Annotated in this window: 9 protein-coding genes and 1 pseudogene; 5 read left to right on the forward strand and 5 right to left on the reverse strand. The window is 41.8% G+C overall.

What is annotated here, in order from left to right; genetic code table 11:
• Window positions 1–73 precede the first annotated feature (73 nt).
• On the forward strand, window positions 74–925 hold the full coding sequence (locus ACFQZR_RS09800; protein ID WP_379345281.1) for an aldo/keto reductase: 852 nt from the start codon (window positions 74–76) through the stop codon (window positions 923–925).
• A gap of 332 nt (window positions 926–1,257) precedes the next feature.
• On the opposite strand, the gene ACFQZR_RS09805 is transcribed toward ACFQZR_RS09800, so the two are convergent.
• The 4 genes from ACFQZR_RS09805 to ACFQZR_RS09820 all read right to left on the reverse strand — a co-directional run bounded on the left by ACFQZR_RS09805 (window position 1,258) and on the right by ACFQZR_RS09820 (window position 5,542).
• A complete protein-coding gene (locus ACFQZR_RS09805) occupies window positions 1,258–1,821 on the reverse strand; it encodes a DUF3995 domain-containing protein (protein ID WP_379345283.1) in 564 nt (187 codons plus the stop codon).
• A 70-nt stretch (window positions 1,822–1,891) separates the two neighbouring features.
• The gene (locus tag ACFQZR_RS09810; RefSeq protein WP_379345285.1) at window positions 1,892–3,175 is read right to left on the reverse strand and encodes a histidine kinase dimerization/phospho-acceptor domain-containing protein; all 1,284 of its coding nucleotides are present in this window, start codon (window positions 3,173–3,175) and stop codon (window positions 1,892–1,894) included.
• A 41-nt stretch (window positions 3,176–3,216) separates the two neighbouring features.
• The gene (locus tag ACFQZR_RS09815; protein ID WP_379345287.1) at window positions 3,217–3,891 is read right to left on the reverse strand and encodes a response regulator transcription factor; all 675 of its coding nucleotides are present in this window, start codon (window positions 3,889–3,891) and stop codon (window positions 3,217–3,219) included.
• Window positions 3,892–4,243: 352 nt separating this feature from the next.
• Window positions 4,244–5,542 carry an FAD-dependent oxidoreductase gene (locus tag ACFQZR_RS09820; RefSeq protein ID WP_379345289.1) on the reverse strand — a complete coding sequence of 433 codons (1,299 nt, stop codon included), beginning with the start codon at window positions 5,540–5,542 and terminating at the stop codon, window positions 4,244–4,246.
• A gap of 115 nt (window positions 5,543–5,657) precedes the next feature.
• Here ACFQZR_RS09820 and ACFQZR_RS09825 point away from each other — a divergent pair, with 115 nt between their 5' ends.
• Entirely contained in the window at window positions 5,658–6,113 is a 456-nt protein-coding gene (locus tag ACFQZR_RS09825; protein WP_314592124.1) for a MarR family winged helix-turn-helix transcriptional regulator, read from the forward strand.
• A 546-nt stretch (window positions 6,114–6,659) separates the two neighbouring features.
• On the opposite strand, the gene ACFQZR_RS09830 is transcribed toward ACFQZR_RS09825, so the two are convergent.
• Window positions 6,660–7,136, reverse strand: a complete 477-nt coding sequence (locus tag ACFQZR_RS09830) for a hypothetical protein (protein WP_379345291.1) — start codon at window positions 7,134–7,136, stop codon at window positions 6,660–6,662.
• A gap of 579 nt (window positions 7,137–7,715) precedes the next feature.
• Here ACFQZR_RS09830 and ACFQZR_RS09835 point away from each other — a divergent pair.
• From ACFQZR_RS09835 to ACFQZR_RS09845, 3 genes and pseudogenes are all read left to right on the forward strand, one after another.
• Window positions 7,716–8,513, forward strand: coding sequence for a copper amine oxidase N-terminal domain-containing protein (locus tag ACFQZR_RS09835; protein WP_379345293.1), 798 nt, complete (start codon window positions 7,716–7,718; stop codon window positions 8,511–8,513).
• Window positions 8,514–9,120: 607 nt separating this feature from the next.
• A pseudogene (locus ACFQZR_RS09840) lies at window positions 9,121–9,528 on the forward strand (hypothetical protein).
• A gap of 464 nt (window positions 9,529–9,992) precedes the next feature.
• Window positions 9,993–12,053: a hypothetical protein gene (locus ACFQZR_RS09845; RefSeq protein ID WP_379345295.1), complete on the forward strand. Its 2,061-nt coding sequence runs from the start codon at window positions 9,993–9,995 to the stop codon at window positions 12,051–12,053.
• Window positions 12,054–12,786: the final 733 nt, after the last annotated feature.

Genomic DNA, 12,786 nt, shown 5'->3' on the forward strand with positions numbered 1-12,786 from the left:
TGCATAATAAAGATGTAATAAGGGTGTCTGTTATGGATATGATTGAGTCGGATAAAAAATTGGAGGACTTTTCATGCAAAGAGTAACTTTGAACAACGGTATTGAGATGCCTATCCTTGGTTTTGGCGTTTTTCAGATTGCAGACTCATATGAATGTGAACAAAGCGTTTATGACGCTATTATGGCAGGCTATCGGCTGATTGATACCGCTGCCTCTTATCTAAATGAAGAAGCTGTTGGCAGAGCGATCAAGCGCAGTGGCGTGGCAAGAGAAAAGTTATTTATTACTACGAAGCTCTGGGTTCAGGATACAGGCTACGAGCGCACAAAAAAGGCATTTGAAAGATCACTAGAAAGATTGCAATTGGATTATTTGGATTTGTATTTGATTCATCAGCCTTATGGCGATGTGTTTGGTTCTTGGCGCGCTATGGAGGAGTTGTATCGTGAAGGAAAGGTGCGTGCAATCGGCGTCAGCAACTTCCATGAAGACCGCCTAATCGATTTAATTATTCATAATGAAGTCGTTCCTGCCGTAAATCAGGTAGAAACGCACCCATTCAACCAGCAAATCGAACATGCAAAATTCATGAAAGAAAACAATGTTCAGATCGAATCCTGGGCACCATTTGCTGAAGGAAAAAACAACTTGTTCCAAAATGAGGTATTGGTATCCATAGCTGAAAAGTATAATAAATCCGTCGCTCAAGTGGTTTTACGTTGGTTGACGCAAAGAGAAGTTGTTGTGATACCAAAGTCTGTTCGTAAAGAAAGAATGGTTGAAAACTTCAACATCTTTAATTTTGAATTAAGCCAGCAGGATATGGAGTCGATTGCCACGTTAGATACGAAACAGAGCTTGTTCTTTTCACATCGAGACCCTGCAATGGTGAAATGGATTGGTGAACGTAAACTCGACATCTAATTATCGTATCCCCAAATATGGAGCAGGTGGCACTAAGGCCATCTGCTCCTATTCGTTTGCAGTAATTAAGCAAAACTGCCCGTTAGCGTAACACGGCTGCCGATCCATGCCGGCAACCGCGTTTCAGTTTATTTATTGATCGAAATACTTTTCTCGGCAACCGAGCAGCCGTAAGGCTGCGAAGCGTGAATGCATTGTTGGTGATGTTACTGCCTTCTTTGAATTACTGACAATGATTTAGTTTCACGCGTCATAGTCTTCGATCTCTTCCCGATCAGCAAGCCGTTTTAATGCCAACCTGATCGTCGGAATAGCCATCTTCTAGTATCACCCTAACGTTGGGTGCCCTTCGTTTTATTACAGGGATTCAGAACGATGAATTCACGCTGTTTATAAACCTGCCTAATCGTAATGTCCGAATGGTTTCGTAATTTTGCTTCAAAAAATGCAGCAAGGCCGAGCGAGATACCCCAACCAAGGAACAAAGCATACCATACATAACCCCATGCTGCCATTGGGCTTGCATCCTGTTCAACAAAAGCAGGAGCGGACACGACACGTCCGATCGCGAATTGAAACTTCAGAACAAAGAAGCTAAATCCCCATATGGACAATCCTATACATCCGATCCATGCAGGAATGAGCTTCAACTTCCTCGGTAGCTTTTCTCCCCACTTATAAACGAATGATAAGCTGAACAGGGCAGCAAACACGGCCGCTACTCCCATAAACCAATAACCGATTATTCGAGACAATAATTCATCTGGTGCCTTTGCAAAATCCCCCGGAAAACCGAACGAAACCCCAACGCCCCACCAAAAATGCGGAAGGGCATATAACACCCCGCATATGCACGCCATATACGCTGCTCGATTTCTTTTCTTAACAACATTCATCCCCATCACCTCAGTAACTATCCTAACATCCTAAGATTAGCTTTCAGGTGACCTCAAGTTTAAGTTTTGTTTAATTTGAATTGCCGATATATACGGTCGTTCCATTGTTCGAGGAGTCGATCCTCCATTGCAAATGCATATCTTTGATCATAAGCGATACAATGGATAGACCGATTTCCGCCCCTTTCGCATCGGAGCGATAAGTCATGCCGGGTCCATGGTCACGTATGGCTACAGCCATTCCATCATCCTCTTCGCAGCAAAAAATACCGATATACCGTCCCGACTTGGCATGCCGAATTACATTCTGAAACAAATTATCGATAATGATACGGAACCAGAAAGGATCAATTTGCCACACTAATCGTTTCTCAGACAGTTCAATTTCAATTTCCAGACCTTCCTCTTCAAAGACCGGGTACCAGTCGGCGGCTGCATTGCGAAGCTCTTCTAGAACATCGGTGTCCTTTATTTCCATTGGATATTTGCCTGCCGATAATAACGAGTAAGAGAAAAGATTCTCCATTAGCTTGCCGATATCGTCCAATTTTCTATTTATAATACGTAACGAATCGTGAGACGAAATAGACGGCATATTTAAAAGCGTATGAACATGCTGCCTGATTACCGTTAACGGTGTTCGAAGATCATGAGATAAATTGGCAACCAGCTGCTTGCGCAATTCCTCCTCCTTTCTTTCGTTTTCCCTCATCGTTTTCAGTTGACTGCTCATCGTGTTGAAGGATCGTTCCAGACGGCCGATTTCGTCATTCCTACTAGAAATAACACCACTCGGAAAACCGCCTTCTTCTTTCACGATCATTGCCGCTTCCAACCGAATAAGCCTGATCCGAATGCGATAGAAGAATAAGAACGAGACAAGCAAGAATAGCGCATATACCAATGCCATAATGGTAATCAGCGTTCCATTTCGATATGGTGGAATATCAGCTATCGTCGTTAGTGAACGAGGAATACGAATCGTCATAAATCCATTTCGAGCATCGCCGCCAAGTAGAGCCGTGAACGTCAGCTGATCATTCTGCCCCGTCTGAGCTTGCAACTCAATTGCGTCGGTATATGTCCATCGCTCTGGTATATCAGCCGGACGTTCGCCAATCGACCATGTCGTTCTATCACTATCTACCCAGAATGCCTCTGTGCCGGGGTACCGATCGACGAGAAGCTGTAATCGCGCTTTCACGCTTTCTGCAGACGTATCCTTTATTAATTTAGCTTCGAGCCGCCATTCACGTTCAATCTCCTCAGCATCAAGCAAGACTTTGCTGCTTAATATATAATTCGGAAAATAGAATAGAGCAGGTATAAGAGGAAAAATAATTAATGCTATCAAAATCAGAGACAGGTATCGAACAAGTAATGATCTCCCTTTTATCATTGCTTGAGCCGATAGCCGACGCCGCGTATGGTTTCAATAATCATCGGATTTCCAGGATCGATTTCAACCTTCTCCCGCAGATGACGAATATGAACCATTAGGGATTTGTCACCCTCCAGATAAGACTCCCCCCAGACTGATTCATACAATCTCTTCTTGGTGAGGATGCGGTTAGCATGCTGAAATAGCTCCATGAAAATATGATATTGTTTGCCGGTAAGCACGATATCTTCACCTGTCTGGGTGTTCGTTATTCGGTTCAACTCTTTATCGATCATGATATGCCCCAGTTGGACGCGATCCGCTGAAAGGTCTCCCTTGCGGCGTATTAATATTTTGATGCGTGCACATAGCTCATCGGGATGAAATGGCTTGGTCATATAATCATCGGCGAATGCCAGACCTTGGAGCTTATCCTCGATAGACGTTCTGGCCGTCAGCATTAAAATCGGGATATGGGGAAGCCTTTTCCTGATACGAAGACCCACAGAGTAACCATCTAGCCCAGGAAGCATCACGTCAAGAATAATTAGATCAACCTTTGGCAGTTCTTCTGTGAGCTCATTCGCAGTTTGTAACCATTCCACAAGATAACCGCTTTCGGACAGATAATTCGTTAACCAGGAGCCAATCTCCAAGTCATCTTCAATGTACAGAATTTTGGGAATCATTCTACTTTCCCTCCGGTTATTATCCCTAAAGTTTCGGGAGACTTTTTCCATTTTATGATATTAATCAAGATACCACAATCAACAAACGATTAATTCCACTTTCTCCAATCAGATGGTTAGAAATTGAAAATGGAACCGTTTGAGAGGAATAACTCTCCAAGCTCATGGGGCAATACTGTTAATAATTTTGCCTTTTTATAATACGGTTCCCCGCGTATGATCTTAAACTATACTGCCCGTTAGCTTAATAAAAAGAGCAAGATACCGAAGCACCTGCTCATCAATCAATGTGTGTCATTCAACTATTGTGCCCCGTTAGTTGAAAACCGGTTCAACCCAAAAGCTAATAGATTCACTTTTTACTTATCATAGGCCCGTCATATGTCAATTCTGTTGTTAGTGGTTTGTTGGCAATTGAACGAATCCACGGTATTGCACACAACATTACCCAATTTATTAGAGGATTCTTGATGGTGAATCGCTTCATCATCACCTTTGATGCTTCAACCTCACGAAATGCATACTTGCTCATCTCTTCTTGATAGGAGCTAACCGCCTGCTCAAGAGCTTCACCTTGGATCGCCGCTGCTTCAAGCTTTTCGGCAAGAAGTGCGGCATCACGCAAAGCTGTGTTACCTCCATGAGCTCCAGTGGGAGGCATGATGTGTACTGCATCTCCCATAAATGTCACTCGGGAGACTGGCCAACTAGATGGTTCTCTTGCTGCTCTTAATTTTATTGCCATGGTACAATCAATGTCGGCTCGTTCCACAAAACTTTGTAACACTGGGTGAAAATCTTGGGTAATTTCCTGTGCAAATCGGTGTAACATTTCTTTACTAAGTTTCTCTTGATGCTCTGGAGATTGCCCCCTTGGCAAGACAATTCCCCACATTACATAATCGTCAGCGACTGGAGGTATTTGATCCACTCCAAAACGGGAAAAAGCTGTTTGAGGAGCCTCGCGAAACTTCATCGTAGTAAAAAAGAATCCACGACTCGATGGACCCATAGCGAATACTCCACTGGTTTCTAATGGACTAGGAACCAGCGATCGTCCATTTTGAACGAGGAGCGTGCGACCAAAAATCCCCCAACTGTTGGTATCTTCCGGCTCACAGTCAGGTAAATATTGCTTTCGTAAGGCTGAATTCACACCATCAGCACCTACTATGATCGAAACGTGGGTACAACTTCCATCTGAAAAATGAAGTGTTGCTCCATCAGATGCTGACTCAGCACGTACCGCTTCTTTACCAAAATGCACTTTATCCTGAAGCCCTTCAAGCAAAATGGTACGAAGTGTTTGGCGGTCTACTTGCCGTGGTGTACGCAAGTCAATACCGCTCGAATCGCCTTTAAAAGTAAGTTTGAAAATCTCGCCAAGCTTCTGGTTCGTTACCCGAAAGTAACTAGTCTCATCAGTAGGCGAAGTAGTGGCAAGAAATAGCTTAAATAAATGAGGAGGCAGGCATCGCTGAAGTGCAGCAATGCCATACTCGTCAACCGTGATCCGATATCCCTGGCGACGGGCATGCAGCTCTAGATCACGTTCATAAACTTGCACAGCAAACCCGGCACGAATTAATGAATGGGCCAAGCATAAGCCGCTTAACCCAGCACCGGCGATAGCCACTGAAATCTTTGGCATTTTTGATACATCTCCTTTTAGAGGCTTTGATTTTCAAATCATTTATTGATACAATGTACATGACATAATTAATTTATCTCACGAGATAAGGTAAATATATACGGAGGTTACATGAATGTCAAGAGGTCAAATTATAAACAATCTTTCGGAGGAATTACGAAATAACAGCACAGCAACGATCCTGTTTCACCAAGCAATTGGGACGAAGTTAGGATTAAATCCTACGGATCACAAATGTCTAGATGTAATATTGCAGAATCAGCCCATTACTGCTGGTCGGCTTTCCGAATTAACTGGATTTACAACGGGTGCTATCACAGGTGTATTAGACAGGCTGGAGAAAGTGGGATACGTCTTTCGGGTGAAAGATTCGCAAGACCAAAGACGTGTCATCATTCAAATAGATCTAGATAAGGCAGAAAAAGATATTTTGCCTATCTTTCATCTATTTGGAAAAGAAATAAATCACGTGTTTTCGAGTTATAATGACGAGGAACTAGAAAAAATTCTTGATTTTATTAGACAATGTAATTCCTTGTTAAGGGATTTTACGAAAAATATGAATAAATGATGCAACAATATCTCACTCTATTTTTTCATTCAAAAGACAGCTGCCCACAGGGGGATATTGAGATCCAGTTAACAAAACGCGAAAAACGTACGCTAAGCAAAAAATTACTCTACTGAGCCGGATAACCCGTGCGGTGAGTACCACTTTTTTGCAGCCTCCATATCATCCGCCCAGTAACTGATGGTCGCAAATCATCTTCGTAATATTTGTTTTTGTGTATATCTGTATGGCAGTGATTCAGCATGATCCAATTTTGAAACATTTCTGGAATAATTAAACTGATTTACAGCAAGATCTTGTAGGATAAAGCCAAGGTAGAAGAATGAGTTTTAGACAAAAATCAAACAACGGCAGACCAAGACTTGAAAATAAAGTCTTAGTCTGCCGCTGTTGTCATTGAACTAACGTGTCCCGTAAGCTGAAACTTCTTGAGATACAATCACATACCATTAGGTATATTGCGTTCTACTGCCCGTTAGCGCAACACGGCTACCAATTCATGCCGGCAGCCGTGTTCTAGTCTATTTATTGAGCTATAGTGTCCCGTTAGCGTAATGGAGTAAATACCGCGATATTGTTTCCTGGAACTGCAATAACATCCCAATGTTCATCCTTGTTAGAATTGTTCCATACCCCTAATTGCCAAGACTCATACTTATCATGATGACCAAATATAAACAGAACTTCCCCAGTTTCGAAGTAAATAAAAAGGTGTGGAATGAACTCACCCAACTGAACATTTGTAATTCTCTTTAATCTTAATTCACATAATATTTTATATCCATCAATCCAATCCATATCAGGAAGTTCATCCTTATGGTTTGGAATATATTCTGGGTATGACTTAAAGATTTTGAATCTACTTTCAATGTTTAGATATATCTGTCCATCAATTCTGTTTCCATTTGTTTCAGATTCGGAGATCAAAATTTGTGTTCCATAAAACTTTATTCCTTCAATTTGTGATCCAATACAAAGGTATTTTAATGTCTTCTCAGCTAGTTCCTTATGAGAATTATCCATTATTCCCCTCCTTCTTTTCTGCAAATTCCATACTTGAAGAATTCGCGAAGTCATTAAACTATCCTGCCCGTTAGCTTAACAACAATGGCATCTTTTTAACTTGCTTGCTGCCGATGAGATCATATCGGGAATGATATCAAGTTCTTGTCATTGTGTTACTAAGGAATCTAGCAAAAAGGTATTTTTGTATCAAATCCTCCAAACAAGATGGGAACTTTGTGTCGACGATATAAGTGATTTAAGGTTAATTGTATCCATATAAATTACAGCATTTCGCATTTCTTCATCCGTTAAGTGTGTATAGATCATTGTTGTCTGTATTGATGAATATCCTAATTGATTCTTCTCTATGACAAAAAATGCTCACAGGTTAAAAATAGAAAATAACTGTTTTTCTGTAATGTGCAACATTTCAAAATTTGATTCGTTTATTATGGATGTATTAGATTGGATACGAATGGAGGAACTATTTTGAGAAAATGTTATCCGTTTATTATTTCCGCATTTCTACTTTCAGTTCTTGTAGTAGCGCCCACAACGATATTCGCTGCCGCCCCGGCAAAATCATTAAACGTTTATATGAATGGGAAGCAACAGGAAGATGTGCTATTGTTGCAGGGGCGTACACTTGTGCCATTGCGTGCCTTCGATGATCCGGCTCAGCTTAGTTATTCCTATGATGCCAATTCGAAGACGGTCAACATAACGAACAAGGTCAACAACGTGAGCATTCGATTAGTTAGCGGAGCGCAGGAAGCGATTATGAACGGGAAAAAAGTAAAGCTTGATGCGCAAGTAACCTTTAAGAATGGTCGTACCTTTGTGCCGTTGCGTTTCTTGTCTGAAAACTTGGGAGGAAGCGTTCGTTATGACAAAGTAGGCAATAAAGTCGTCGTTCGTACCCCAACGGAGCAAGAACGATTCAAAACATTGATGAGCGGAGACTTGACGGAGGCACGTAAGATTGCCATTCGCCTTCCTGTCATATACGGGAAGGATGCTCTTCAACCACAAGGAGAAGGATTTTCAATCAAGTATACGTTTCCTAAGGGAGAAACTCTTCGTTATTATGAACAATATAAAGGGCTAGTTAATTATGTAGAAATTAATGCGGATGGACTAGCTGAAGTAAAATGGCAAGGGGATGAATCTCAATCGGGTATAGAGCACCGCGAGAAAGGGAACAAACCAGCCGAACTAGGAGAAGCCGTCTATTTCATGGATAGCGTAATGTCCGATTACACGTACTATGGGACGATTGATAAATTGGGAAAGGAAACCGAACTAGGGCAATTCGACCGATCGAAGGAAAACAATAAAGGCAAAGTAATTGTCCCAATCAACGAAGAAAAAAGAATCGATGCTAGGAAAGACTAGATTACATATCCTCTGTTAGCATGCCAGCCCTCGACTGTAAGAAGTCGAGGGTTTTTCTTTTTCGCTGTTCATTATACCGTTAGATTTGAAAAGACAGCTGATCGTACTGACCAACTGCGTTCGTGTTTCGATTGAGCTATCGTGTCCCGTTAGCTTAATCCTCAATATCCCGAAGCGTGAATAAGGTGTTATTCTTTCCTGCCCTAATCCAATAGCTATTCTCTGTCTCTCTAAAAGCAAACCATCCTTCGGGCTAATCATGTAATTCCATAATGCTCGAATCCATTTCAGTTACTTCTTTCAAAGTTATAATTCGTCCATCTTCTTCTACTACTTCATAACCATCATGGAATTGCCACATTCTATTATCTTCATCATGTCAATCACAGATAAAAATGTGTAAATCGTGGGCATAGTAGAGTTAGTATAATCTCTTATTCAAGAGTACAATGAAATCAATCACGGATAAAATCATGTCAATTGTAGACATTGTAGAGCTGAGCTAGACTCTTATAATAAAAGTAAGCATTAATTTCATCAGTACTTTAGGAGTGAAGATGTTTGTCAATTCATCAAAGAAGAGAATTTCATGTATCGATGACGGGAAATGACAGCAGCAGCGGGTGAGCGAGTTGAAATAAAAGGCTCCGAAATCGTGAAGGATTGGGAAAACGTACACGAGAATGTATGGAAGACAACGATTCCAAACACCTTTTTCGGAGCATTCAATCCATACAGTGATCTCATCAAAGGGGATTAGTTTCATCCTAATGAACGGGATCACCATACAGGATCGGTGTATTTGAATGAGGATGGGCTAGACAAAGCAGCCATGTTAGATGATGTCCTCCAAAACGAGGGCAGCACGCTGTACTGGTTTGCAAGTGTCGATGAGTTGAATACGACGATCTGGGCGAATTTCGGCAGCGCAAATCCAAATGAGGAGTTAGTCGAAATCAATGTAAGACAAACGGTGTTTTATAAGAAAGGATTATTTAGGCAAGTTATGGGATGAGTACAATCCTTTCCCTGGTCCATTTGAAATCATCCATGACAGCATGAACGTTATCAAAGTATGGCCAAGTCATAATAGCTTATTTTTGACACAAAATTTCTAAAGTCCGTGTGAATCGCGGGACGTACATTGAAAGCCTATGACTTGCAGCTCAAGATGCTACTAAGAGAACTAGGAGACCTGGATATTTCTGAGGTTACACTTAACTTTTGTTCAAGAAAAAATACGGGATCTCTCCAGCACAATATCGCAGTGAATGCTTGCTCAAAGGATGCCTAATCAGCGTTAATTGGAGTCTTTATAGGTTGTAAGACGACAAGAAACGTTCAGATTGAAGCCTTTAGCTTTTTATCAATTAAGATTATAGTATACCGCTGGTTTTAAGTATAAGCTGAAAGCGTTTCATTAGCAGAGAAAACTTGCTAACCAGTATTCCATTCTCTATATGAAATGAGTGATTGTTTATGATTAAGGTCGATGCTTGCTTGAATGATCAAACGGCAAGGCTCGCAACTGATGAATTACAGAAGTATGTCAATCGATGCAAAATGACGGGCTGGGCGGAAGCTCAATATACTCTCGTTACGGAGCAGCAAGGAGAGTCGTTCAGTCAAAGTTACAGCTGGCATATTGAAGCTGAAGCTGAGCCGATTCGCATTACGATGAAGGCAACGGATTCAGCTGCTATGCTGTATGCTGTATATTCCTTTGCCGAACAGTTTCTCGGTGTTCGCTACACGATGGAAGGGGATGTGTTCGAACAGCCGGCTTCTGTGCCAATCAAGAATATGCTGCATCAGGCAAGCTGTTCTTTCGCGATTCGCGGCACACTGCCGTGGCACAATTTCTTGTGCGGCCCTTCTGGTTGGAATGAGCAGGACTATTTCCAGTATGTAGAGCAGTTAGCGAAGCTGCGTTGCAACTTCGTCATGTTCCACGTCTATACAGGGGGGCTTGAACGTTATTGGCCTTATGTGGAGCCGCTTCTGAAGATCGAGTGGATGGGAGTTACTCCTGAGGCGCAGTTTGATACATCTGCGACAGCTCGTTGGGGGAATGTACCGAGATCAACTTTAGCATTCAGCGCGGAAGCGAAGCCTTATTTCCCAGATGAGGTATTTGGTAGTGATCTTACCCTGACCGCTCAAAACAAGGAGCAGCATTATACGAAGGCGGCTGATATGTTCAGGAGGCTGCTGAACTATGCGCATGAACGAGGAATAAAGGTCGGATTAGGCTTTGAGCCAGGTATTGTTCCCCCTGAGATCCATTCGCTTATTCCGGCTGAGGCGAGACTGTCTAATCTAGTGTTGGATCCGTTTCATCCAGCCTCGCAAGAGATATTGGGCAATACGATTAAGTATATTGCGGTACAGTATTCGGATCTGGATTATGTGGTGCTGTGGCAGCATGAGCATGCCATAATGGATCATCATATTCCACGTCCCGATACTCTGTTTGAAGAATACTGCAATAAGCATGAACAGCAGTTTTCATACTTGGAACGTTACGATCGTCGAATGGATGGCTGCTGGTCGTTAGCGATGTTCGAGCAAGCGCATGCACTGCTTACTCGTTATATGCCGCAAGTGAAGACTGTGGTTTCTGGCTGGGGCGGAGATATGCAATTTCCACAAATGCTAAGAGGTCTAAGTGGTGTGCTGGATGAGAATATAATCTTCTCCTGCTTAGCCCCTAATCTTGGCGAGATAGATGGTCCGAAGGAGCTGCTGGAGCTGAAGGATCGCAAATATTGGATCATTCCGTGGTTTGAAGGCGACCATCAGTTATGGCATCCGCAGCCGCGATTGCACTCCCTTGATCAGCAGATTCATCAAGCTAAGCTGTTGGGGGCGGATGGTGTTATTGCGATTCATTGGCGCATCAAAGAGATTCAAGATCAATTCAGCTACATGGACAAACGATTGTGGAGCCAAACGTATACACCTCTTCAACATTACAACGAAATATGGGGAAGAGAGTGTGCCAATCTCCCTGCAGAAGTTCTTCAGCAAGTTATCGCGGTGGACAGCGATTATTGGTTTAAAGGTGTTCAATCAATGGAGTTTTACGGTTTCCATTCCTTGTGGGGACGCCTTACTGATGAATGCTACACGAAAGTAAACGCCCTACAGCAGCAATTATCGAACCAGCCGCTTGAACGCGGATCTCGATTGCAGCAGTTGAATCAGATGCTGAAGCTGGCCTTGGAACTTCATCATTTGTCTGAACAGTTTGAACAGATCGAGAATTTGAGAAGTGCTTGCCTAGGATATGAGACAAGTCATGCTGCTCTAGATGCTGAAGAAGAGGCTAAACAGGTTGCTCGTATTCAGGAAGCGTTGAGTCTGATAGCATCTTGTCAGGTAGAAGCTTGTATCCAACATTATGTAGACAAGCTGTCTCCTGTGACTCAAGGACCGTCATATCGCGGGGAACTTGGTGTGCTTAGCTCTATGAATCAGCGTTTATATGGATATTTGGAATCGCTTCAAAGCTATTTTGAAGGATTAAAGTCTAGTTAGTAGAGTACTTCAACTATACGAGCATCACTATGGCTGCCTACTTCTAAATAATTGAAGCTTCATTTCATTTTTATACCGACGAAAGACTTTAGTTTATAGGAATTATTGATTTTCAAAGTACTATAGGAATGTAAAACGCCAAGCTTCATAAATTGAGAGTTTGGCGTTGATATTCCTATAACACAGGATATGTGTAAGTTATGACTTACATATTGTGAAAACGGGATTTACCTGTTCGTTACTCAATCCTCCCCATTTAAGATTACATCTCTCAACATTTTCTATTAATATTTTTATTGTTCCATTCTTGGAGTTAATATAACCAATAATACTACCTACTATCACGAGCATAATAACTGTAAGAACAAATAATCTTTTCTTCATTATACCTCCGAAGAAATATCCAGATTTGTGTTACATTAAAGTCCACTAATGTTTCATCTAACGTCTTATTCACGAACTTCACAAATAATTCCATATGTACGGTATTCGCAAAACTTTTGAACTATCCTGCCCGTTAGCGTAGTGGCGGTTTAATCTGTTTTGCTATTTATCATGCTCCTTCATGGGGAATAAGTATATGTTCTTGTCAATTTCGGGAATGTGAACAGGTTCTTGTCACCCGACACCACCAATATCAATTTAATACAAACTCCTATAAATTCGCCTCAAACTGACTCAAATGGTTAGTATTTATATGTTACTGTTCTTCAAATTAGTTCGGAGTCAATGT

This window comes from Paenibacillus sp. GCM10027629 (genome assembly GCF_042676425.1).
Lineage (GTDB): Bacteria > Bacillota > Bacilli > Paenibacillales > Paenibacillaceae > Paenibacillus_K > Paenibacillus_K terrigena.